The organism is Flavobacterium antarcticum DSM 19726, assembly GCF_000419685.1.
GTDB classification, from domain to species: domain Bacteria; phylum Bacteroidota; class Bacteroidia; order Flavobacteriales; family Flavobacteriaceae; genus Flavobacterium; species Flavobacterium antarcticum.
Map to the genome: position 1 here is coordinate 17,723 of NZ_ATTM01000006.1, position 24,496 is coordinate 42,218.

The 24,496-nt window shown below is 34.5% G+C and carries 23 protein-coding genes; 8 read left to right on the forward strand and 15 right to left on the reverse strand.

Annotated elements, in window-relative coordinates:
* Nucleotides 1-8: 8 nt before the first annotated feature.
* The 3 genes from YWA_RS0111025 to YWA_RS0111035 form a co-directional block, all read right to left on the reverse strand.
* A complete protein-coding gene (locus YWA_RS0111025; protein ID WP_022828565.1) occupies nucleotides 9-1,178 on the reverse strand; it encodes a proline dehydrogenase family protein in 1,170 nt (389 codons plus the stop codon).
* A 115-nt stretch (nucleotides 1,179-1,293) separates the two neighbouring features.
* The gene (locus YWA_RS0111030; protein ID WP_022828566.1) at nucleotides 1,294-2,175 is read right to left on the reverse strand and encodes a DUF808 domain-containing protein; all 882 of its coding nucleotides are present in this window, start codon (nucleotides 2,173-2,175) and stop codon (nucleotides 1,294-1,296) included.
* 38 nt (nucleotides 2,176-2,213) lie between these two features.
* The gene (locus YWA_RS0111035; protein ID WP_022828567.1) at nucleotides 2,214-3,095 is read right to left on the reverse strand and encodes a DUF808 domain-containing protein; all 882 of its coding nucleotides are present in this window, start codon (nucleotides 3,093-3,095) and stop codon (nucleotides 2,214-2,216) included.
* Between the two features lie 174 nt (nucleotides 3,096-3,269).
* Here YWA_RS0111035 and aroB point away from each other — a divergent pair, with 174 nt between their 5' ends.
* The 4 genes from aroB (at nucleotide 3,270) to YWA_RS0111055 (ending at nucleotide 7,501) form a co-directional block, all read left to right on the forward strand.
* The gene (gene aroB, locus YWA_RS0111040; protein WP_026718756.1) at nucleotides 3,270-4,337 is read left to right on the forward strand and encodes a 3-dehydroquinate synthase; all 1,068 of its coding nucleotides are present in this window, start codon (nucleotides 3,270-3,272) and stop codon (nucleotides 4,335-4,337) included.
* Nucleotides 4,338-4,630: 293 nt separating this feature from the next.
* Nucleotides 4,631-6,034: a type III PLP-dependent enzyme domain-containing protein gene (locus tag YWA_RS0111045; RefSeq protein ID WP_022828569.1), complete on the forward strand. Its 1,404-nt coding sequence runs from the start codon at nucleotides 4,631-4,633 to the stop codon at nucleotides 6,032-6,034.
* Nucleotides 6,035-6,124: 90 nt separating this feature from the next.
* Nucleotides 6,125-7,096, forward strand: a complete 972-nt coding sequence (locus tag YWA_RS0111050; protein WP_022828570.1) for a deoxyhypusine synthase family protein — start codon at nucleotides 6,125-6,127, stop codon at nucleotides 7,094-7,096.
* A 9-nt stretch (nucleotides 7,097-7,105) separates the two neighbouring features.
* Nucleotides 7,106-7,501 (forward strand): hypothetical protein, encoded by a 396-nt coding sequence (locus YWA_RS0111055; protein WP_022828571.1) that lies wholly within the window; start codon nucleotides 7,106-7,108, stop codon nucleotides 7,499-7,501.
* A gap of 117 nt (nucleotides 7,502-7,618) precedes the next feature.
* Here YWA_RS0111055 and YWA_RS0111060 read toward each other — a convergent pair whose 3' ends face one another.
* The 3 genes from YWA_RS0111060 to YWA_RS0111070 all read right to left on the reverse strand — a co-directional run bounded on the left by YWA_RS0111060 (nucleotide 7,619) and on the right by YWA_RS0111070 (nucleotide 10,143).
* Entirely contained in the window at nucleotides 7,619-8,134 is a 516-nt protein-coding gene (locus tag YWA_RS0111060) for a DinB family protein (protein WP_022828572.1), read from the reverse strand.
* A gap of 293 nt (nucleotides 8,135-8,427) precedes the next feature.
* Nucleotides 8,428-8,907, reverse strand: coding sequence for an Lrp/AsnC family transcriptional regulator (locus tag YWA_RS0111065; RefSeq protein WP_022828573.1), 480 nt, complete (start codon nucleotides 8,905-8,907; stop codon nucleotides 8,428-8,430).
* An 81-nt stretch (nucleotides 8,908-8,988) separates the two neighbouring features.
* Entirely contained in the window at nucleotides 8,989-10,143 is a 1,155-nt protein-coding gene (locus YWA_RS0111070) for a M14 family metallopeptidase (protein ID WP_022828574.1), read from the reverse strand.
* Nucleotides 10,144-10,455: 312 nt separating this feature from the next.
* On the opposite strand from YWA_RS0111070, the gene YWA_RS0111075 reads away from it, so the two are divergent.
* The gene (locus tag YWA_RS0111075; protein WP_022828575.1) at nucleotides 10,456-10,926 is read left to right on the forward strand and encodes a helix-turn-helix domain-containing protein; all 471 of its coding nucleotides are present in this window, start codon (nucleotides 10,456-10,458) and stop codon (nucleotides 10,924-10,926) included.
* Between the two features lie 135 nt (nucleotides 10,927-11,061).
* On the opposite strand, the gene YWA_RS0111080 is transcribed toward YWA_RS0111075, so the two are convergent.
* Entirely contained in the window at nucleotides 11,062-11,607 is a 546-nt protein-coding gene (locus tag YWA_RS0111080; RefSeq protein ID WP_026718757.1) for a 1-acyl-sn-glycerol-3-phosphate acyltransferase, read from the reverse strand.
* Between the two features lie 60 nt (nucleotides 11,608-11,667).
* Here YWA_RS0111080 and YWA_RS0111085 point away from each other — a divergent pair, with 60 nt between their 5' ends.
* Nucleotides 11,668-12,348, forward strand: a complete 681-nt coding sequence (locus YWA_RS0111085; RefSeq protein WP_022828577.1) for a spermidine synthase — start codon at nucleotides 11,668-11,670, stop codon at nucleotides 12,346-12,348.
* Here the strand turns inward: YWA_RS0111085 and mnmA are convergent.
* From mnmA to YWA_RS0111115, 6 genes are all read right to left on the reverse strand, one after another.
* On the reverse strand, nucleotides 12,325-13,512 hold the full coding sequence (gene mnmA, locus YWA_RS0111090) for a tRNA 2-thiouridine(34) synthase MnmA (RefSeq protein ID WP_022828578.1): 1,188 nt from the start codon (nucleotides 13,510-13,512) through the stop codon (nucleotides 12,325-12,327). The two genes, YWA_RS0111085 and mnmA, sit on opposite strands and share 24 nt — an antisense overlap.
* Before the next feature lie 90 nt (nucleotides 13,513-13,602).
* Nucleotides 13,603-14,325 carry a toxin-antitoxin system YwqK family antitoxin gene (locus tag YWA_RS0111095; protein WP_022828579.1) on the reverse strand — a complete coding sequence of 241 codons (723 nt, stop codon included), beginning with the start codon at nucleotides 14,323-14,325 and terminating at the stop codon, nucleotides 13,603-13,605.
* 187 nt (nucleotides 14,326-14,512) lie between these two features.
* On the reverse strand, nucleotides 14,513-15,454 hold the full coding sequence (locus tag YWA_RS0111100; protein WP_022828580.1) for an NAD(P)H-dependent flavin oxidoreductase: 942 nt from the start codon (nucleotides 15,452-15,454) through the stop codon (nucleotides 14,513-14,515).
* An 11-nt stretch (nucleotides 15,455-15,465) separates the two neighbouring features.
* Nucleotides 15,466-17,085, reverse strand: a complete 1,620-nt coding sequence (locus YWA_RS0111105; RefSeq protein ID WP_022828581.1) for a S8 family serine peptidase — start codon at nucleotides 17,083-17,085, stop codon at nucleotides 15,466-15,468.
* A 61-nt stretch (nucleotides 17,086-17,146) separates the two neighbouring features.
* On the reverse strand, nucleotides 17,147-17,884 hold the full coding sequence (gene kdsB, locus YWA_RS0111110; protein ID WP_022828582.1) for a 3-deoxy-manno-octulosonate cytidylyltransferase: 738 nt from the start codon (nucleotides 17,882-17,884) through the stop codon (nucleotides 17,147-17,149).
* Nucleotides 17,885-18,194: 310 nt separating this feature from the next.
* Entirely contained in the window at nucleotides 18,195-19,622 is a 1,428-nt protein-coding gene (locus YWA_RS0111115; RefSeq protein WP_022828583.1) for an ATP-dependent DNA helicase, read from the reverse strand.
* Nucleotides 19,623-19,888: 266 nt separating this feature from the next.
* Here YWA_RS0111115 and YWA_RS0111120 point away from each other — a divergent pair, with 266 nt between their 5' ends.
* Nucleotides 19,889-20,701, forward strand: coding sequence for a DUF3822 family protein (locus YWA_RS0111120; RefSeq protein ID WP_022828584.1), 813 nt, complete (start codon nucleotides 19,889-19,891; stop codon nucleotides 20,699-20,701).
* A complete protein-coding gene (gene rsmD, locus YWA_RS0111125; RefSeq protein WP_022828585.1) occupies nucleotides 20,698-21,282 on the forward strand; it encodes a 16S rRNA (guanine(966)-N(2))-methyltransferase RsmD in 585 nt (194 codons plus the stop codon). The genes YWA_RS0111120 and rsmD overlap by 4 nt, the downstream gene beginning before the upstream one ends.
* Nucleotides 21,283-21,357: 75 nt before the next feature.
* Here rsmD and YWA_RS0111130 read toward each other — a convergent pair whose 3' ends face one another.
* Together YWA_RS0111130 and YWA_RS14980 are read right to left on the reverse strand one after the other, a co-directional pair.
* Nucleotides 21,358-23,445 carry an outer membrane beta-barrel family protein gene (locus YWA_RS0111130; protein ID WP_022828586.1) on the reverse strand — a complete coding sequence of 696 codons (2,088 nt, stop codon included), beginning with the start codon at nucleotides 23,443-23,445 and terminating at the stop codon, nucleotides 21,358-21,360.
* A gap of 4 nt (nucleotides 23,446-23,449) precedes the next feature.
* Complete coding sequence (locus YWA_RS14980) at nucleotides 23,450-24,445, reverse strand: alpha/beta hydrolase (RefSeq protein WP_157505338.1); 996 nt, start codon at nucleotides 24,443-24,445, stop codon at nucleotides 23,450-23,452.
* Between the last annotated feature and the right edge of the window lie 51 nt (nucleotides 24,446-24,496).

The following is a 24,496-nucleotide window of genomic DNA, read 5'->3' on the forward strand; positions in this document are numbered from 1 at the left end:
ATACTGTTTTATTTTTTCTTTCTACGTTCGCGTTCGGCTTTGATTAACTCTAACTCACGATTGGTTTGTCCTGCTACAGAAGTATTTTCTTCCGCACGACGAATCAAGTACGGCATCACGTCGCGAACAGGTCCAAAAGGTAAATATTTAGCTACGTTATAATCGTATGCTGCAAGGTTGTAACTGATGTTGTCACTCATTCCGTAAAGTTGTCCAAACCAAATCCTGTTGTCGTTGCGGTCCAAGTTCCATTCGCTAATTCGGTTCATTACTTTGTACGAACTCGTTTCGTTGTGTGTTCCTACAAAAATCGACATTCGATCTAAATGTTGCAACATATAGTCTACCGCAGCATCATAATTAATATCGGTCGCTTCTTTTGAGGCGCAAATTGGGGTTGGATATCCTTTTTCTTCCGCACGTTTATTTTCTTTTTCCATATACGCTCCACGAACGATTTTCATTCCTATGAAAAATCCCTCGGTTTCCGCCAAAGCATGTATTTTTTTCAAATAGTCTAAACGATCGTGACGGTACATTTGAAGGGTGTTGAAAACGATGGCTTTCTCTTTATTGTATTTCTGCATCATTTGCGTCACCAAATCATCTGCGGCATCTTGCATCCAACTTTCTTCAGCATCAATCAATAAGGCTACGTTTTGCTTATGTGCTTCTTTACAAACGATATCAAAACGTTCGATCACACGATTCCAATCTTTCTGATCTGCTTCGTTTAATGTTTTTCCTTCTCCTATTTTCTGGTACAGTTCAAACCGACCAAAACCCGTTGGTTTAAAAACCGCAAAAGGAATTGCCTGCTTTTCGGCAGCAAAATCAATTGTTTTGAGCGTCATTTTTAACGCAGCGTCAAATTGTTCCTCTTCCTCTTTTCCTTCCACAGAATAATCTAAAACGGACGAAACACCTTTTGTATGCATTTTATCTACCACCGATAAACAGTCGACTTCATTGATTCCGCCACAAAAGTGGTCAAAAACCGTTGCCCGAATTAGTCCTTCCACAGGCAAATGTGCTTTAATGGCAAAATTAGTAACCGCCGTTCCGATACGAACCAAAGGTTGATTCGCAATCATTTTAAATAAAAAATAAGCGCGGTCTAATTCAGTATCACTTTTTAAAGCAAATGCAACTTGGGTATTGTTGAATATTTTTTCCATAAGAATTATAATGATGGTGCAAAGGTAATCAGTATTTGATTATTAAGTGGCACTTTTTGAAGGCGAATTTAGTAAAAAAAAGCAATTTCTCCGTCAAACAAGATGAAAACATCTTTTAATCTGTAACTACTTTCTTTTTGAAGATTTTTTTAAACAACATTGCTACAAAAACGCAAACTAAGCCTACGATTAAACCCAGCAGAAATTCAGTAATCCAATCCGGCATAAAATCAAAATAATGATGAAGAAATTCGATTTGATGATGAAAAATTCCGCCTGAAACGAATAGCAAAGCTAATGTTCCGACAATCGATAAAAACTGGATTACTCTAGGCAACGCTTTCACTAATAAGGTTCCAAATTTATGCAACAAATTGTTTCTACCGTGACTCCACTGGATTAGTTTGTAACCCATTTCGTCCATTCGTACAATTAGTGCTACGATTCCGTAAACACCTACTGTTGCCGCTAAAGCAATGATACTTACGACTACAACTTGCGACCACAATTCTTTACCAATTACAGTACCTAAAGCAATTATTACGATTTCAACTGACAAAATAAAGTCGGTTACAATCGCTGCTTTTACTTTTACTTTTTCCAAAGCTAGAATTTCTTGCTCAGAATATTCTTTGATTTCTTCGTGCTTGTCAGCATGTTCATGCGGAAAAATCCATTCTACAATTTTCTCGGCTCCTTCATAGGCAAGATACAATCCACCTAAAATTAAAATGATCGTTATTAACCAAGGAATGAATGCTGTTAATAAAAAAGCAATTGGTAAAATAATTACTTTATTCAGTAGCGAACCTTTAGAAATGGCCCATAAAACAGGCAATTCACGCGACGACACAAAACCTGAAGCTTTTTCCGCATTTACGGCTAAATCGTCTCCTAAAATACCCGCCGTTTTTTTTGCTGCGACTTTACTTAATACCGCGACATCATCCATTAAAGTGGCAATGTCGTCTAACAATGCGAAAAATCCTGAAGCCATAAATTTGAATCTATTTTTTAATAATAAACCTACTTATATTAATGCGAAACGATTTCTTTTATAAAAATTTTCTTGAAAATTTTTACTAAAAAAACGCAAACTAAGCCTACAAGTAAGCCTAATAAAAATTCTACTAACCAACCTGGAATAAATGGCACATACTCATTTAGAAAAGGAAGTTGATGTGCAAAGATTCCACCAGAAACAAATAATAATGCTATAGTTCCTACAACCGCTAAGAATTGAATTACACGCGGTAATGCTTTCACTAAAAGTGTCCCCAATTTTTGCAATCCATTATTTCGACCCGCACTCCATTGAATCAATTTGTAACCCGCTTCATCCATCCGAACAATCAACGCCACTATCCCGTAAACACCAACTGTTGCAATAAAAGCAATAATACTTACTACCATTATTTGCATTGATATCACTTGATCTGAAACGGTTCCCAAAGCGATGATGATAATTTCTACAGATAGAATAAAATCAGTCACTATTGCTGATTTTATCTTTACTTTCTCTAAAGCTAGAATTTCTTCCTCTGAAATTTTTTCAAGTACTTCTACTTTTTTAGCTGTCGGATGTGGAAAAAAATATTCGTAAATTTTCTCGGCTCCTTCGTATGCAAGATAAAGTCCACCTAGAATTAAAATAACATTGATCAGCCACGGAAGAAATGCAGTTAATAAAAAAGCAATTGGTAAAATAATTAGTTTATTTAGAGCTGAACCTTTTGTAATTGCCCATAAAACGGGTAATTCTCTTGATGACACAAATCCAGAAGCTTTTTCAGCATTAACAGCTAAATCGTCGCCTAAAATTCCTGCTGTTTTTTTAGCAGCAATTTTACTCATCGATGCGACATCATCCATTAGCAAAGCAATATCATCTAATAAAGCAAAAAAACCTGAAGCCATATAATTTTTTAAAGTTAGTAAGGTGTAAAAGTACTATTGTTTGGTTTTTGTTTCACTAATTTAGAAAAATTTTAAGTTACATTTTCATAAATGAAGTATAAAGAAGCGTTTGTCGTTTTTGAAAAATATCAGGTTAAAAAAAATAATCTATTTTTGTATCTTCAAATAAATTTCATGAACACTATTCAAGCAGCAGATTATTCGATTGTTTTCAACGAAAATGCCTATACTGCCTTACATCTAATTATTCAAGAAACCAACTATTCAAAGATATTCATCATTGTGGACGAAAACACAAGTGAACATTGTCTTCCTGTTTTTTTGCCGCATTTAGCTACGGAAACTCGCTTTGAAATTATCGAATTAGAATCAGGCGAAATTAATAAAAACATTCAAACCTGCAGTGAAGTTTGGAGTATCTTAACCGATTTCGGAGCGGATCGAAAAAGTTTAATTTTAAATTTAGGTGGTGGCGTCATTACTGATTTAGGTGGTTTTGTAGCGTCTACTTTCAAGCGTGGAATTGAATTTATAAATGTCCCCACAACACTTTTGGGAATGGTTGACGCGTCAGTTGGCGGAAAAAATGGAGTTGATTTAGGCAGTTTGAAAAACCAAATAGGCACGATTACAAATCCAAAACTGGTCGTTATAGATACGCGATTTCTAGAAACGCTTCCGCAAAATCAAATGCGATCCGGACTTGCAGAAATGTTAAAACACGGACTAATTTATGACAAACAGTATTGGAATCGTTTTTCAGATTTAGCGCAATTAGATACTTCCGATTTAGACGATTTAATCTATGAAGCCATTGCTATCAAAAATCACATTGTGCAACAAGACCCGAAGGAGAACGGCATTCGGAAAGCGCTGAATTTCGGTCACACGCTAGGTCACGCTATTGAAAGTTATTTTTTGGAAAGCCAAGAAAAAACGACTTTACTCCATGGGGAAGCAATTGCCATCGGCATGATTTTAGAAAGTTATCTTTCGTTGCAGAAAAAACTGATTACTTCGGAAGAATATATTCAGATAAAAGAAACGATAAAATCGATCTTTGGAACCGTTGAAATTCTGCAAGAAGACCTTACTCCTATTTGTGATTTGTTGATTCACGATAAGAAAAATGAATACGGAAAGATTCAATTTGCACTTTTAGACGGGATTGGAACTATAAAAATCAATCAAGAAGTGGCTACTGCGATAATTATGAGCGCTTTTGAAGATTATAAATCTTAATTATTTTTTTGTGTCAAAGCCTTGCATTACGAATTAATATTTTTTTACATTTGTCCCCATGAATAAATCCAAAAATAGAACGTCAAACCACTTCTACAAAAAGAGGTTAAATAAGGCTATGCATCAGTTGTGGCATCGTGTGACGGTATTGGAAAGTTTTTGGAGCATTTCTATCGGAAGATATGAATTGATTTTTAATGAGAAATTACCCATCATTTATGCAAATTTTAGGGTTTGAATTAAGGTAAGGTTCACTATTTATTTTAACTTTAATCAAAATCTTAAAAAAGCTCATGAATACTAGATATTTCGACTTAATCAACCAGACTTATTATTTTCCGCAAACTGAATTCAACTTAAATAAGGATAACCACTTACAGTTTCACAACATCGATTTGATGAAATTGGTTGAACAATATGGAACACCTTTAAAATTTACTTACTTACCACAAATTTCTAATAACATCAATCGTGCAAAGAATTGGTTTAGAAAATCGATGGAGAAAAATAAGTACGACGCCAAATATTACTACTGTTACTGCACAAAGAGTTCGCATTTTGAATATGTTATGAATGAAGCGTTCAAAAACAATATTCATATTGAAACGTCTTCGGCTTTTGACGTTAACATTGTAGAGAAATTATTGGAAAACGGTAAAATCAATAAAAACACACACGTGCTTTGCAACGGTTTTAAACGGGATCAATATATTGACAATATCGCTCGATTAATTAATAACGGTCATAAAAACACCATTCCAATCATTGACAACTACGAAGAATTAGATTTACTTCAGGGTCAAATTAAAGGAAAATTTAAAATTGGAATCCGAATTGCAGCTGAAGAAGAACCTAAATTTGAGTTCTATACTTCCCGACTAGGAATTGGATATAAAAACATCGTTGCTTTTTATAAAAAGCAAATTCAGGAAAACGAAAATTTAGAATTGAAAATGCTTCACTTCTTTATTAATACTGGAATTGCAGATACTTCGTACTATTGGAACGAATTAGTGAAATGTATTAAAGTTTTTGTTGCACTTAAAAAAGAATGTCCAACATTAGACAGTTTAAATATTGGTGGTGGCTTTCCTATTAAAAACTCATTAGCGTTTGAATACGATTACCAATACATGATTGATGAAATTATCAATCAAATCAAGATAGCTTGTGATGAAGCAGAAGTAGATGTTCCAAATATTTTTACGGAATTCGGTTCGTTTACCGTTGGTGAAAGTGGCGGTGCGATTTACCAAGTTTTATATCAAAAACAACAAAATGACCGTGAAAAGTGGAACATGATTGACTCTTCTTTCATTACAACACTTCCGGACACTTGGGCTATCAACAAACGTTTTATTATGTTGGCCGTTAACCGTTGGAACGATACGTACGAACGGGTGCTTTTGGGCGGAATGACTTGTGATAGCGATGATTATTACAATTCTGAACAAAACATGAACGCTATTTATTTGCCAAAGTACAACAAAGACAAACCGTTGTATATTGGATTTTTCAACACAGGTGCTTATCAAGAAACAATTGGCGGTTACGGAGGATTACATCACTGTTTAATTCCACAACCTAAACATATTTTGATAGACCGTGATGAAAATGGAATTTTGGCAACTGAAGTTTTTTCAGAACAACAAACTTCAGATCAAGTTTTAGAGATTTTAGGTTACAATAGAAAATAGTTTTCAAATTAAAGTTTGAATTTTCAAAAAAAACTGTTTTCTTTGAAGCGGACTTAAATACGAGAACACAACACACAAAAATAAAAAGACATGGGTAAAGGACCGATAAGTCAGTTTATTGAGAAGCATTATTTGCATTTCAATTCAGCTGCTTTAGTAGATGCTGCAAAAGGTTATGAGGAGCAATTAGCCAATGGAGCTAAAATGATGGTTACACTTGCTGGAGCAATGAGTACAGCAGAAATCGGAAAGATTTTTGCAGAAATGATTCGTCAGGACAAAGTACATATTATTTCTACTACAGGTGCAAATCTTGAAGAAGACATCATGAACTTGGTGGCACATTCTCATTACGAAAGAGTGCCGAACTACCGTGATTTAACACCAGAACAAGAGTGGGATTTGATGGAACGAGGATTAAATCGTGTAACGGATACTTGTATTCCAGAACATGAAGCATTCCGTCGTTTGCAAAAGCACATTTACAAAATTTGGAAAGATGCTGATGACAAAGGAGAACGTTACTTGCCGCATGAATATATGTATAAAATGCTTTTATCAGGCGTTTTAGAAGAATATTACGAAATTGATTTGAAGGACAGTTGGATGTACGCTGCGGCAGAAAAAAACTTACCAATCATTTGCCCAGGTTGGGAAGACAGTACGATGGGAAATATTTTCGCGTCTTACGTAATCAAAGGAGAATTAAAAGCTTCTACGATGAAATCAGGAATTGAATACATGACATTCTTGGCGGATTGGTATCCAAAAAATTCAGCTAATGGAATTGGGTTTTTCCAAATCGGTGGTGGAATTGCAGGAGATTTTCCAATTTGCGTAGTTCCGATGTTGTACCAAGATATGGAAATGCCGGAAACACCTTTCTGGAGTTATTTCTGTCAAATTTCTGACTCAACTACTAGTTACGGTTCGTATTCTGGAGCGGTTCCAAATGAGAAAATCACTTGGGGAAAATTGGATATTAAAACGCCAAAATTCATCATTGAATCGGACGCTACGATTGTTGCACCACTAATTTTTGCTTATTTACTAGATTTATAATAGAATTGTATGAAGAGAGTTATTGTTGATTATGCCAAATTAACGAACGAAATCCTGAACCTTTTGGTAGATCGATTTCCTGATGGTTATGATGATTCCCATATCATCCGCTTTAGAAATGCGAAGAACGAATTGATTGAAGCTGTTGAAGTAAAAACAGAAGACACAATTTACTTGGTAAAAGTCAGCACAAAATTAGCCACTCGATTGGAAAATTTTGACGATGAAGACGAAATAGACGATGTTGTTGCTCCATTGGAAACGATCAAAGGTCTTGACTTAGAAGATGAAGATATGACTGATGATGAAGACGAAGACGACATGGTTGACAAGCCTGATTTTGACGACGATGATGAGGATCGCGACGAGCCCTCAACGGAAGACGATGAAGAAGACGAAGATTAAATACACAAAAAAGGAACTTTTTAAAGTTCCTTTTTTTATCGTTATTTTTATATGTCAAAAATCGTAATTACCTAATTTACTTTAGCTTGAATAAACATACTTACTGCATTACTTTCACTACAAATACCGCTCTTGAAACACGTTCTGATGGTGATTTTGATGGCCAATAATAATAAACCCTAAAGCACGAACGGACATCTCTCTTCCCGATGCTGTTCCAATAAGTTGGAAAGCCTCGTCAGAAAACGTTCTAAACAAACACAGCGTTGCTTCTCTAACGATTGCTAACTCCGTAAGCAAATCGCGAATACTTCGCTTAGAACCTTCAGCAACGTCTGCATACTGATTTTCCTCAAAACCGGGCAATGGTGTAAAGTCTTTTCTCGCAAACCGCATCGCACGATAGGCAAAAACGCGTTCAGAATCAATCAAGTGTTGCAAGATGTCTTTAATTGTCCACTTTCCCTTCGCATAACTATAATCGTATTTATCCATGGGAATGTCTTGTACGAAATTTCGAAGGCGATGCACTGAAATTTCAAGCTCTTCCAGCAATAGGACATTGTCTAAAGTTGCAACGTATGGAGCGTAAAATGCAGCGTATTCATTAGGCAATAATTGATTTGAGTTCATAAGAAAAAAATTAAGGATTTAGAAGAAAGAAAAAGAATATAGAATATAGAATATAGAGTAAAGAATAAAGATAATAGAGTCGAGACAATCAGTATCTATTTGATTCATAGTTTAGATTTTTCTACAATGAGATCACATAATTTAGAAAGTTTAAAATATTAATTGTAAACACATTGACTGTTATTAATTAAACTATTCAATCACTTTTGTTTCGTTAAAAAAAAACAACTATAGATAAATAAAAAACCCCAAGTTTTCACTTGAGGTTGGTAAATATTATTCAATGCAATGAATTACATGTTTTGAAAAATAGTATGCATCAATCGCTTTTTATCGTTGATGCTTTCTTCAAGTGAAATCATCGTTTCAGTACGATAAACCCCTTCAATATCATCAATCATGAAGATTACGTCTTTAGCATGCTTTGTATCTTTTGCTCTTATTTTACAGAAAATATTAAACTTTCCAGTAGTCACATGTGCTACAGTTACAAAAGGAATGTCATTGATTCGCTCCAAAACAAATTTTGTTTGAGATGTATTATTTAAGAATACACCCACATAAGCTATAAACGAATATCCTAATTTCTCATAATCAAGTGTCAATGATGAACCCATGATTATTCCAGCATCTTCCATTTTCTTCACACGAACGTGTACTGTACCAGCAGAAATAAGCAATTTCTTCGCAATATCTGTAAATGGAACACGCGTGTTGTCAATTAACATATCTAAAATTTGATGATCCACCTCATCTAGTCTAAACTTACTCATAGCAACAATTTATTATATTTAGTATTCAGGACAATTTCGAGTACAAAAAAATCAATTATTTTTCAAAAAAATGAATTTTTGCTAATTTTTTACCAAACCATTAACAAATTTAAGCTTGTTATTAAGACTAAAATCTGCTTTTTCATCTAATATCGGAAAATTGCTCCTGCTATCGCTATACAATGCTTGTTTAGCATCGTATTCGATGTGACCGGAAAAATCATGAAAATTTCCAACTTTAGCAACAAAAGCGTTAAAAACAACTTTATTATTTACGAGCTGTTCTCGAAATTGAAGTGCAAAATTCGTTATTAAATCTGAGTTATCATAATTAACTCTTACGTTTTTATAAACAATGTCGTAATAATTAGGAATATTTTGAGGAATGTTCAAGTAATCAGACAAAACGCAGTCCACTACAACGTTTTCGCTTGAAGAATAGAATACTGACAATAATGCAATAAAAACATACTTTCGTGTTTCTTCTCTTTCATAGTCATTCGGATAGTGACCAGCTTCAATAAGAACCGTAGATGTTCCTAAAGATTGGAATTGATCGCCAACACAATTACTATTAAAACTATCGTCAAATCGACTAATTTGACCTGGAATGAAGTGCTGTAAAGACTTTACCATTTTCATAATAGCAACAACAGCTTTAATTCGAGAATCATTATATTCTTTCTCTTCATTAAAAGAAGGTGCTAAAAACGACATAGTAGCTGGCTTACCGGTTAATCCCACACCAAAAACAGTTCGTTGATCGTGGAGATTATAACAATAATCAGGCTTAAATGCATTGTGACAATCCATGAGTAACTTGCTTTCAGGCTGTGTCAACTCTTGAAAATCACGATTCAAATCTATTTCATTTGCGTTTACGCGTGTGTATACCTCCGACCCATCAGGATTCAACATAGGAAACACTACAAAAGTATATTCACTCAAAATCTGATTCGCCTTATCTGTACCGCTTTGCAAGAAATTAATAAAATCTATCAATCCCTTGGTAGTCGTTGATTCGTTTCCATGCATTTGAGACCAAATCAAAATTTTAGTGTCACCACGACCCATTTGGCATTTATATATCGGACGGCCTTGAACTGAATAACCCGACACATCGACTTTGACTGTCGCGTTTAATAAATTTAAAAACGATTCAAGCAGTCCCAAATTTACATAACGCCCCTCAATGGAATACACCCTATATTCCGTATGTACCTTTTCGTAATTCATCCTGTTTTTTATTGAGTTACAAAAGTAAACATCTTTGTAATTACAATTGTAAACATCATTTATTGCTCAATAGTTTACCATTGTAAACACTTTTAACCTCAACTTACTTTACGCTTGTAACTGATGTAACAATCAGAAATGATAAAATTAAAATAGAAGCAAATTTCTTTAAAAATCAGTAACTTAATTAAGTTTACCTAAAGTATAAATATACTTATTTTTCATTATATTTATTTAATTTACTATTGTAACAATTGATTATTGCTTAAGTTTATTTACATTTGTAATCAATGTTTACTAAAAAGAATTGCCATGCTGAATACAGAAGATTTTATCAAACGATTGGAGTTTATAATGGATCATTATAGCTTGAGTGCTTCCTCTTTTGCAGATAAAATAGGTGTGCAACGCTCTAGTATTTCGCATCTTTTATCAGGTCGGAATAAACCAAGTTTAGATTTTGTGATGAAAATTTTAGACCTATTTCCAGAGCTCAACTTGTATTGGTTTCTAGATGGCAAAGGTTCCTATTTAAAAAACGACAGCGAACAAATTAGTGTAGAGGAAGCTCAAAATACGCCTACCCCAATTTTTGAAGAAGTGAAAAAAGAAGAAGAATCCGCTATGAAAGTTGAAAATGCGGAAGAACTAAAAAGTGACAATCCTCCTTCATCCTACGCCAATTTATTGAATCAAAACTCGAGTACGAAACAAATAGATACAATTGTTTTTTTCTACAACGACGGAACTTTTTACGACTACAAACCTTCTAACCCAAAATAAGAAAGTCCCACTCTAAAAAAGAATGGGACTTCCAAAACCAATAAAACAAACACAAAATCATTTCAGTAAAGTTGGAGCTATTAAACCAACCTTCTACTTTCATATACGTACTTAAAATCATTTTGGTTTTAGAAACTAAAAACTATTCTCAGGGATTTTTCCTTTCACTCCGACGAAGTACTTTTTCAAAACTTGAAAATCCTCTTCTCTATTTCCTGTTGCATAAAATGCAGGATGCAACACCACTTCTTTATTTTTATAATCAAATGCTACAGGAATTATAGGAACAGCAGCTTCCACTGCAATGTAATAAAAACCCGTTTTCCATGTCGTCACTTTTTTCCGAGTGCCTTCTGGGGAAATGGCAAGTCGAAATGTTTTTCGCTGTTTAAAAATAGATGCAATATTTTCTACCGTATTTTTATTTTTTGAACGATCTAAAGGAGCACCACCCATCCAACGAAAATAATAATTAAACGGAAAAACGAACAATTCTTTTTTAGCCACAAAATTCATTTCTAAACCGAGAATACCTCTGGTCAGCATTCCTGTGAAGAAGTCGTGCCAACTTGTGTGTGGAACTACCATCAATACACTTTTTTGAATATCGGAATCCATAGCACCCTTAATGTTCCATCCCATCAGGTTATAGAAAATCCACCTGTATATTTTTTTCTTCATCTCGTTGTAAATTGGGCCAAATATAATATTATTCCGCTATTTTTGAATAAATTTGATTTTATGTTGAAAAAATGGTTGAGCTACATCGTACCTATTAATATAAAGACCGAAAAATCGCATTGGAGCAAAACGCTGGAAGTAACGTGGGCCAATGGCGAATTAGTGCTCGATTCCGCCCATACGAATTATTCCTACGGCAGTTTACAACGGATTTTGAGAATTGGACTTCTAAAAATTGGATTTGAACGCATCGCACAAATGAATCATATTCTTGTACTTGGCGTTGCAGGAGGAAGTGTTATTAAAACTTTAGTACGGGAAGTGGGTTACTCCAACAAAATTACTGGTGTAGAAATTGACGCCAATGTCATTGCTATTGCCAAAGCGTATTTTGAACTCGATACCATCCCTAATTTTGATTTAATTCTTGATGATGCATTTGAATTTGTACTGAAAACCAAAGAGCAATACGACCTCATCATCATTGATATCTTTCAAGATACAAAAATGCCTAACTTTTTATTCGAAGCATTTTTCGTCAACCGAATTTTAGAATTACTCGTACCAAAAGGACTGATTCTATTCAACACGATGTGTTTAACAGAGGCAGATAATAATCGAAATAAAAGCTATTTGGAATTACTAGATTTGACAGTCGTCCAAGTACAAACCATACCAAGGGTTGAAGCACATAATGAGGTGATAATTATAGAAAAACTAGGAAATCACGCCACTACCTAACAATTCTTCGCCTTCGTACCAAGCTACAAATTGCCCTTCTGTAATCGCAGATTGCGGTTCTTCAAACACAACGTGCATTCCATGTGAAAATTGGTGCAAAGTAGCCTTCTGTAGCGGCTGACGATAGCGAATACGAGCCATGACTTCGCATGTATGATTTTCGGCCAAAGCCAAATCTTCGCGAATCCAATGCACTTCATCTTGCTTAATGTACAATGCACTTTTGAATAATCCGGGATGTTGATTTCCTAAACCGGTATAAATCGTATTGGTATCCACATTCGTAGCAATCACAAATAAAGGGTCAGTTGTTCCTCCCACATTTAAACCTTTCCGTTGACCGTTTGTAAAATAATGAGCTCCTTGGTGTTTACCCACGACTTTACCCATTGTTGGTTCGTAGGATTTATTTTTTGCATCAAAAGCAAATTGCTCTTCCGGACTGCTGATTGTTTCTAATTTTTCTTGATAAATAGAATCGTCTTTATCGATTTGCACGATATAACCTTCTTTTGGTTGTAATTTTTGCTGCAGAAATTCTGGTAAACGTACTTTTCCAATAAAACACAAACCTTGTGAATCTCGTTTTTCGGCAGTAATTAATTCCATTTCAGCAGCAATCTGACGCACTTCAGGCTTCGTTAATTCCCCTATTGGAAATAACGCTTTTGAAAGTTGTTCTTGTGAAAGTTGGCATAAAAAATACGATTGATCTTTATTGTCGTCTTTTCCAGCAAGCAGTTGGTAGACTTTTTCTCCGTCTACTTCCATTTCGCCTTTGCGACAATAATGACCTGTTGCAACGAAATCAGCTCCTAAACTCAAAGCGATTTTAGTAAATACATCGAATTTAATTTCACGGTTGCACAAAACGTCGGGATTCGGCGTTCGGCCTTTCTCGTATTCGCTGAACATGTAGTCCACAATTTTTTCTTGGTATTGTTCGCTTAAATCGACAGTTTGAAAAGGAATTCCTAATTTTTCCGCCACTAATAAAGCATCATTACTGTCTTCAAGCCACGGACATTCATTAGAAATGGTAACTGAATCATCGTGCCAATTTTTCATAAATAAGCCAATGACTTCGTAGCCTTGCTGTTGCAAAAGATACGCTGCTACACTAGAATCCACTCCTCCTGAAAGACCAACTACTACTCTTTTCACCTTCAATTTATTTAAGACGCAAAAATACTACTTAAAATTTGTTTTAATAGTTAAGGAGAATTTAATTTTAGTTCAAAAAATATCCCAAAACTAAAGTTTTGGGATATTTGTTCTTTTTTCAAATTTAACGCGAACGGGATATTTCTCTTTCTTTACAAGTTTCCCATCTTTATAAAACTCCCACATTCCTTTTCTTTCATTCTTAACAAAGTTTCCTTTGCTTACTATTTGCCCAAGCATGTCTCTAAAAATAGCTTCTCCTTCGTACAGGTCGTTTTTAAAGTTTGATTCTTCTACCACCGTTCCATTTTCAAGATAGGCTTTATAAACACCCTCTTTCTTACCATTTTTATACATTGTCTCTTCTGCAAGAGCGCCTGAGAGAAAATAGACTTTCCGAATTCCCTCTGATTTTCCATTTTTATAATTTTCAACCGACATTAGCTGTTTTGAACCTTTGTGGTAGTAGTTCCAAATTCCTTCATTCAATCGATTTACCGTTTTTCCTTCACTGACTTTATTATTCTTTTGATCAAAAAAAGTGGTTTGCGCCACCGTTCCTTTTTCTGAAAAAACACGTGTCGCAATCACCGATTGTGCTTTGGTATTGTCAAAATAGTTGAAAGTGCCTACTTCTACTCCATTCTCAAAAGTACCTTCATACCGTGGACGTTTTGAATCCTCAAAAACACCTTTCCATAAGCCATCTTTTTTTCCTTTTGCATCCAACTGATTAATTTTATCTTGGGCATTTGCTGCAAAAAAAGAGCAGATTAGTATAACAAGACTGAATTTTAATTGATTCATTTTCATAAAATAAAATGTAAGTTTTTGGGTGTGAAATTAAGCTTATTTTCGTGTATAACGTAAAGAATAACGATTTGTTGTCATTCAAAGGTAGATCACAAATTAAATACATAAGTGCCTAGAAATATAGTTTCACAATGCTAAATAAGGAAGCAAAGTATGTCAATGTACCACTTTATTCTCGTTTTTAAAACTAGAAGGACGGCACTTCTCGCTTCGCATCTTCAAATTCCCTAACCATATTTTCAACAATCGTTCCTGCAGGCAAAATTTCGTGTATTAATCCAGCGATTTGACCTATTTCCAATTCACCTTCTACTAGGTCGCCTTCAAACATTCCTTTTTTGGCACGGGCTCTACCGAGTAATTCTTTTAGTTCTTCAGGAGTCGGACATTTTGCGTATAAGTCTTGAATGTCTTGGTAAAATTTATTTTTAATCAATCGGACAGGAGCTAATTCCTTTAAAGTAACTTGTGTACTTCCCTCTTCCGCTTGCAAAATCGTGTCTTTAAAATGATCATGCGATGAACTTTCAATTGAAGCTGCAAATCGGCTTCCAACTTGAACGCCATCAGCACCGAGAACCATAACAGCGAGCATTCCTCTTCCGGTGGCAACTCCTCCTGCAGCAATTAAAGGAACCGTAATTTTCTCCCTAACCATCGGAATTAGTGTTAACGTAGTGGTTTCCTCACGCCCGTTGTGTCCGCCTGCTTCAAATCCTTCAGCAACAACAGCATCAACTCCGGCTTCTTGGGCTTTTAGTGCAAATTTGGAACTACTTACTACGTGAACAACCGTAATTCCATTTTCTTTTAAAAAAGAAGTCCACGTTTTTGGATTTCCTGCCGAAGTGAAAACGATTTTAACGCCTTCTTCAACTAGAATATTCATGATTTCTTCTACATTGGGATACAACATAGGAACATTGACACCAAAAGGTTTATCAGTTGCTTTTTTACATTTTTGAATGTGTTGCCGTAAAACTTCTGGGTACATGGAGCCGGCTCCTATGAGTCCTAATCCACCGGCATTGCTCACCGCGCTTGCTAATTTATAGCCGCTGTTCCAAATCATGCCGCCTTGTATTATCGGATATTTTATGTTGAAAAGTGATGTGATTTTGTTTTCCAAGATAATGTGTTTTATTGTTTGATAAATGTTTTAGTAGTTTGTTTTTCTCCCGAATTTATTCTGCAAAAATATACTCCAGAAGATAATTCAGAAATCGGAATTGAAATACTAGGCGAAGTAGCTTTTGTTTCCAAAACTTTTTGACCCAAAGCCGAATAAATCGTTACTTTTTTTTCCGTTGAAATACCATTAGTTGCAATGTTTAAAACATCTTTCACAGGATTGGGATAGAGTACAACCTTTTCATTTTCTAAAAATTTAATTCCTAAAGTATTTGAAAGTGCCGTATTGTAATTTGGAATTCCATAACCCAATTGAGGCGTTGGATTAGTATAAATACTTGCTGATTGTTTTATAATCTGAATGATTTCAACATTTGTTTTTGTGGGTAATGCTTGCCATAAACACGCCACCATTCCTGCAGTTATTGGTCCTGAAAACGAAGTTCCGCTTGCTAAGCCAATATTTCCCGAAGGATCAGAAACAACCGCTTGCACACCTTGAGCCGCCACATCCGGTTTCACCCTGCCGTCAAAAGAAGGGCCAATTGAACTGAAACTTGTGTAAATTCCTGAAGCGTCAACGGCTCCAACAGCCAATGTAGTAGTTGCATCAGCAGGAACTGAAATATGTGGATTCACAGTCGCACCTGAATTTCCGGCCGAAGTCACACAAATAATTCCCCGAGAAAATGCCACGTCAGCACCGCGAGAAGCGAATGAATTGAGGCCGTTCATGTCTTCATACGTATAACTGTAATTTGGATTGTCGTAACTAAAATAACCTAATGAGGTGGTAATTATATCCACTCCCAAACGGTCTGCCTCTTCTGCAGCTTCCACCCAATTCGATTCTTCGAGTGGATTCTCATTTGCTATATCTTCGGTAATAAACAAATAATAAGCCGCATCGGGAGCGGTTCCTACTAATGAATTTTCGGTATAACCGCCCATTGTTGAAAGCACTAATGTTCCATGACTTCCACCGGTGTAAAAGTCTGTCGATCGATTCACAAAATCATATCCTCCCAAAATGAGGTTATTGTTAAACAACCGTTGAAAAGGTGCTGCGGTATTGACTCCGGGAAAACCAGCATCCATTACTGCAATCGTTTTTCCGGTTCCTGTGAAATCTTGTTCATGCAATAAATCGCCACCAAGCATTGCAATCTGATTGTTCGAATCTCCATAAGCAAAGGTGATTTGGACATCTAAAACCTTATTAACCGCTTGAAAATCTGCAGCAGCAGCACCTTTTCCTAAATTACTTGCATTCAGCGTTTTATCTGCAAACTGAATATAATCCACGAATGAAAGCGATGTAAGTTGCTGAATATTTTCTACGCTTCCTCGAATGTGCAACGCGTTCAACCACTTTGATTTTGCTTTAACCGTAATTCCTGTCGCATTCGTAATTTGTGAAATGTACGATGGAAAAATCGGAACATCTTTTACATCTAAAGCGATGTTTTGAGCCGTTCTTCTATCAAGTGACTTTTGCGTAAGCATGTTCAAAGGGTTGGCTAAATAAGTCGCCGAATCTGGTTTATCTGTAAAATAAACCCAAGCGTCTTGTTGCGCAAAACCAACTAAAGACGATATTAAAAGTAAGAAAAGTAGTTTTTTTTTCATGAGATAGCGTTCTTTATTTTACAAACGAAATTAAAGCGGCAACGGTTTTCAAAGATACCAATTAATGGTTTGAATTCCACATTTCTCGTGCCCGAAACAAATCTTCTTCCGTATCAATTCCGATTCCAATATGACTTGTTTCAACCATTTTTATGCGTTTGCCAAATTCCAAATAACGCAATTGCTCCAATTTCTCCGACGCTTCTAATGACTTCATCGGCAAACTATAAAAATCCATCAGAGCTTGTTTGCGAAAAGCATAAATCCCAATGTGTTGAAAATAACGAACGCCAACATTCTTCTCTCTTGAAAAAGGAATTACAGAACGCGAAAAATACAAAGCAAACTGACTTTGGTCAACAACAACTTTGACATTATTCGGGTTTTCAATTGTAGAATCATCAGTGATTTCTCGCATGAGCGATGCTAAATCAACTTTATTTTCCGCGTCATTTCTGAAAACGGTAATTAATTGTTGTAAAGAATCCGTATCGATAAATGGCTCATCACCTTGAACGTTTACTACAATATCAACATCCATATTTGCAACCGCTTCCGCAATTCTGTCTGAACCTGATTCGTGTTCGCGAATACTTTTAATCGCCTTTCCTCCTTGCGATTCGATTTCATTAAAAATTAAATCGGAATCGGTAACCACGAAAACTTCATCAAACAATTTTGATTGAACAGCCGCTTCGTACGTTCGAGTAATCACAGTTTTACCACATAAATCTTGCATGAGTTTTGCAGGAAATCGTGTAGAAGCATATCGAGCGGGAATTACAGCTATAATTTTCATTATTTTTCGTTGAAATTGATTAGGGTGCAAATTCGGGAAATTTGTTTTAAATCGGAACTAAATGCGAATAAAATTGAGTTTTTGTTCGCTAATTATTTTTTAATTATTAGATGAAAAATTTAATCTCGCAAAGGCGTGAAGACGCAAAGCGAAATAAGACTTTTGATTTTATAGCTATTAAATTTCAAGTATCGAAATGCGATAAATCTTAATATTTTTTCATGAGTAAACACCTGCGTTAAGAACCTACAATTCTTTGCGTCTTCGCGTCTTTGCGAGACATTTAAAAAAAATATTGCGTGTAATTATTTCAATTCTCCTCAAAAAACTCATCCTTAAACCCAATCAAATACAACTTGTCTTTTGCTCGAGTCATTGCCGTGTACAACCATCGCACATAATCTTGAGTAATTCCGTCTGGCAAATAAGGTTGTTCAATAAACACCGTATTCCATTGTCCTCCTTGCGATTTATGACACGTAATCGCATAAGAAAACTTGACTTGCAAAGCGTTGAAAAACTCATTTTCTTTCACTTTTGCCAAACGTTTGTATTGAGCTCCTTCACTTTCGTAATCGGCTAAAACTTCTTGGTACAATCGGTTCGATTCCTCGTAACTCAAGGACGGCGTTTCGCTTGTTGTCGTGTCTAATAGAACGATGGTTTCAAAGGGAATTTGATTCGGATAATCCACCATTCTGACTTTTACTTTGGCAAATTTAAAGGAGTATAATTCCATGAAACCAAAAATTTCAAGTACTTCAATAATGTCACCATTGGCAATAAAACCCGCTTCATCGCTGTCTTTCAACCAAAAATAATTATTCTTGACAACCATCAAGAAATCACCCGTTGAAAGTTCGCTTTCCTTATCGAGAATCTTCATTCGAATTTGCTGATTATAAGCATTTGCACGTTTATTCGAACGCACTATAAATGCCGTATCTTCAATACTGTAATTACTGTAAGCCGACTGAATAGCATCTTGAATATCATAACCATCTTGCAATCGCGTGATGTCTTTAAAGCCACGAAGTGTAAACTTAAATTGCTCAAAAAATTGCTCTTCCAACAATTCCCGAAGCGCAGTTGCATTATATAAAATCCCTGAATTTTCTTCCTGTCGCATTACTTCATCCAACTCGATTGACTCAACTTCCATATCATAATTCAGACGGAGAATATCAGTATTCAAAGCGGGAGATTCATCTCTGTTTATTGGGGGTAATTGTGCGGTATCACCCAAAAGTAAGAGTTTACAATTCGTTCCCGAATAAATGTAAAACACTAAATCGTCCAAAAGTGAACCATTCGCATACATTTTATTTTCAGAATCAGAATCAGAAATCATTGAAGCTTCATCGACAATGAAAATCGTGTTTTTATGCTTGTTTGGCATTATTGTAAAAGTCACTCCTCCACCTTTATTTTTTTTGGGAAAATATATTTTTTTATGAATCGTGAATGCCGGTTTTTCGGAATAATTGGCAATTACTTTCGCTGCGCGACCTGTTGGCGCTAGAAGTACGTATTTTTTGTTTAATTCGACTAAATTATTTACAATCGTAGAAATGACGGTCGTCTTTCCGGTTCCTGCATATCCTTTCAATACGAAAATTTCATCTTTTTTATCATTTGTAAGAAAAACAGCAATTTGCTGAAAAAACAAATCTTGTTTAACTGTGGTAACGAAGGGAAATTTTCGCTTTAGCGTAGAATAGAATTGAGTGGAAGTCATAATTTAAGTTCAAGAAACGCAAAGTACGGAAAGTTTTTACAGAGATTATTAGTTATTGAAAAAGCTTTTACACAGATTGCACGAATTTACACAGATTGTAGGTTACAATTTTTTCTGTTTTGTCATGCTAAATTTATTTCGGCATCTCATTTGTGCGAGTTAGATTCTGAAATAAATTCAGAATGACAAGTACATTTTTCAAACTTTCAAATCACACTCTTTTAAAATTATCGTAAGTTTGTCGATCTATAATAAAGTCTGTCAAATTGAATCTCAATATTACCGAAAAAAACTACCGCAAACTCGTTCTTCAAGTTTCTTTGAATGGATTCAGCTTTTGCGTGGTGGACACTTTGAATAATGAAGTGCTTTCGTTCAGCGATATTCCGTTTACTATTTTTCAACGAAATACCAAAGTGGAAGATTTGTATTGGAAAGCTTTTTTGGACCACAAGGAATTGACTAAAATCTACGATGAAGTCGTTGTTATTCATGATAATAATTTGAATACGTTTGTACCAAAGGCATTATTTGACGAAGAATATTTAGCAAGTTATTTACAATACAACACCAAAGTTTTCGAAACTGATTTCTACACATTTGATGCGATTCAGAATCAGGAAATCAATAACGTTTATGTTCCGTATGTGAATTTGAACAATTATTTGCTAGACCAATTTGAGAGTTTTGATTACAAACATTTCAGCAGTATTCTATTGGAAAGTTTGTTGGCACTTTCGAAAAACAAAGAAGAGATACAAGTTTTCGTTCATTTCAGTAGTGAGAAATTTGAAATTGTTGTGTTGAAAAACCAACAATTACTACTCTTCAATTCCTTTGACTATTCGACAAAAGAAGATTTCATTTACTACCTTTTATTCACAGCTGAACAATTGCAACTCAATCCAGAATATTTCAATTTGAATCTTTTAGGAGCCATTTCCAAAGAAGATGAACTTTTTGAAATCGCATTTAAGTATGTTCGAAATGTTCAATTATTGGACGTTTCAACATTACAAACCCGTAATAATTTTACAAAAGCCGACAATCTAAAGCATTTTATACTTTTTCAATCGTGAGAATCATTTCAGGAAAACACAAAGGACGACGCATTTCACCACCTAAAAATTTACCCGTTCGTCCCACGACGGATATGAGTAAAGAGGCATTGTTTAATGTGTTGAACAACCATTTTAACTTCAGCGGACTCAAAGTGTTGGATTTATTTGCCGGAACCGGAAACATCAGTTACGAATTTGCTTCCCGTGGATGCGAGAATGTTATTTCGGTGGATGGTGATTTTGGTTGCATTAAATTTATTAAGCAAACTGCTGACGAATACGACTTCAACATTACGGCAATAAAAAGCGATGTAATGAAATTTTTGGCGAAAAACACAAGTTCCTACGACATCATTTTTGCAGACCCACCTTACGGTTTTGACCAAGAAACGTTTGAAAATATTGTCAAAACGGTCTTCGAACGCGAATTATTACAAGAAGATGGAATGATGATTATTGAACATTCCAAGTATACAAAAATGACCGAATTGGATAATTTCTCTTTTCAAAAAGGATATGGTGGTTCGTTTTTTAGCTTCTATGAATTAAATCAAGATAGAGACGAAGAAGTAGATGGATTGGAAGAAGAGGAAGGTTGATTACCTAATTTTTAGTTACGCATTACACTGTTTTTTCTTTTGACTTTACGGCTTTTAAACTTTCGACTTACCTAATTACCTAACTCTATTACCGTTTTCGTCCACCGTTTTTTCTCTAAAAGTGGTATTTTTAAGTTTTCCAAAGATGTATTTCAATGCAATTGAAAATTCATTGGTATCATTAAAAAATATAGCTTGAGAATTAATAAAATTGTTCTCTATTCTCTCTTTATATTGTCCTCCTCTAAAAATATTATTATAACTCAAGGTGCAAGTCCAATTTTGATACCTTTTAGAAATTGAACTATCCAATACAATCATCGCATCTCGTTCGAAAATGCCTTGTTTTTGATTCGTTATTCCCCAACCTACCAAAGAAAATGTCCAATCTTTATTTAAATTAAAAGTCTGATTTGAGTAAATGTATAAATAGGGATTCGTTGCTCCAAAAGTTGCAGATTTATCTTCAAATTTGCTCAAATTAAAACTTATAACATTATCTGACGACCAAATTCGGTATTTGAATGGAAGTGTAAATTCAAGATTGTAACCTGTTTCAAAATCAAAATTGTCAGGTCGGTAATTTAATACTTTAGTAGTTGCATTGTATTGAAAACCATAATTCATAACGTCTTTGTTCGTGTAATAGGTAAGTTTTAATGACTTGTTTTTGTACTGAAAATTTAGGTATATTTCGTCTGAAATTGTCGGATTCAAGTTGATATTACTAGAGAACACAAAATAAGGATTTATGGAAGTTTGTCCGTTACTTGTTTCCGAATAACTAGGTCTTGTAATTGATTTTGCATAATTAAATGAAATCGTTTTTGTAGAATCTAACGTAAGTTCTGCCTGCAATTTAGGAAAGAGATTAATGTAATTTTTATCTATTGGTTTAGAAGATGCATCATCGTATTTACCTTTTATAATCGTATTTTCGGCTCTAATTCCAGCCAGCCAAGATACTTTTTTTAGAACTCCCGAAATTTGACTATAAGCAGAAGTATTTTTTTCTTTCATTATATATCTTGAATTCACGTCATTATTCAACTGAAAATCATTCAGTACCAAGTTTGTATTTGCATTTGCAAAATTATGCATTACTCCAACTTCCAATTTCATCTCATTCTCAAACTTTTTATCAAAATCAATTCGGGCAGAAAATACGTCTACTTTAAAATGCTGATTTACAATTTGAAAAGGCTCAAAAGTGGTTTGATTGTAATTATTGGAAGAATTTATATTGGAAAAATTTACAAAACTACTGTACTGCATTCCAGCAAAAAGATTAGAATTTGAGCTGAATTTTTTATTATAATTGGCAACAGCATTGATAAAATTTCTATTTCCCATTGTTAGTCCAACTGTTTCAATTTGCGATAAATCATTCAAAATTCTATAATTAGTTTTGGTTTTGAAATCAAAGTTATCTACCTTTAAATTTCCATTAATTGACAAGGAAAAAGAATCATCGTTATTTAAAGTTTGGTAAATTCCAGCTCCATAAATATAATTATTTCTTTTTGTAAAACCTGCCACATTATAATCTGAAATTATTTCATTAGCAGGAATTTCGTAATTATTTGCATTACTTTCCCAAGGATTTAGCTTGTTGTAATTGAAATTTGCTTTTAGTTCTGTCTTATTAAATTTCAAATTAGAATTAACTCCCAAGTAATTATTGAACTTCTTTTTAAAAGACGAAGTTTCAGAAATCGAAGTTTGAAAACCTTCACTTGTACTGAATTTTCTAGTAATGAGAAGAACCACTTTCCCTTCCGCTTCGTACTTTGCAGAAGGATTATTTATAATTTCGATAGATTTTATATCGAAAACAGAAAGTGCCAATAAATCGTTCATCTGAATTCTTTGATTGTCCAAATAGATAAGTGGATTTCCTTTTCCTACAATGAAAATTTTGGCTCTATCAGCACTTATCTGAACTTTTGGCAACTTTGAAATTAAATCCAAAGGATTGGAAATGCCACTTAAAATAGAATTCGCAACTTCTACTTTTACATTTCCGTTTTTGTATGTGAACGATTTTGGTTGCAATTTAATTTCCACTTCTTCCATTTGATTTATGGTGTCTTTTGTAGCAATTTGTGCAAAGGCATTGGTTGCAAATAAAAAAACAAGCAACAAAATTATATACTGTTTCATTATACTATTGATTTAACCATTCCATCCAATCTCCCGCTACCTTATCCCAATTATAAATTTCTTCATTTACAATACCGTTTATACTTTTTGGAAAATAATTGTGTTCTAACCCGACATAACTTTTAAAAGTAATGTTTCGTTTTCGTTCTCTAATTGCTTCAATTTGGAATAAATCGTTCAACGAAACGGACCAATCGTGTGTTCCATAAGTTACTAAAACAGGAATTTTCAAATCCATTAAATTATCGCGTTGCGGAAGCGAAAAACTATAAGTCGCTTTGAAAGTATCGCCACCATCGTACTGAATTTGATTAGAATTTTGAACAATATCTTTCCATCGGTTAATTACTTTTTCGCCTCTTGGCAAACTATCATTTTCTTCAGAACGAGTTTGCTCTAAAATAGTAGAAATTCTGCCGTACGGATTTCCACCGGAATAAATCAAATGCGTAATTTTCTTATTTATCGAAGCCATTTTCACTGCAATAGTACTTCCTTCAGAATGTCCTGCGACTAGAAGTTGGTTTATTTTTACCCAACGTTCTTTAAATAATTGCTTCAAAATAGAATTATTTCTGAAAACATAATAGTCCAAATAGTTTCTGTCAATATATCCTTTTGGTGGAATTTCTTTTTCGTTATCTTTCAAAAACATATATTCTCTGCCTAATTTATTCACATTAGAAATGATTGGAATAAACGGTTTGCCAATAATCACAATATGAAATTCATCTAGAAATGGCGTTTCGTCAAAAGGCAAAGTTCCGTACAATCCCGTTTCATCATACTTCACGACAGGTTGTGGCATACTTCCTTGACAAAATAAAAAAAGCGGTTTGGAAATCTTTTCTTCACCTGGTTTTGAAATCACAATAATATCAACTGGGTCGTCCAAATACTTCATTTTAATATGACGATAGCCGAAATCTTCAGGGATTTTTTGAGCGAAAGCAAAAGTTTTGGACAGTAAAAACATAGCGATGAAAATTAGATGATTCATAATTTTTAGTAGTTTACAAATGTGCTTCTATTTAGTCGTTGCGAAAGTTAA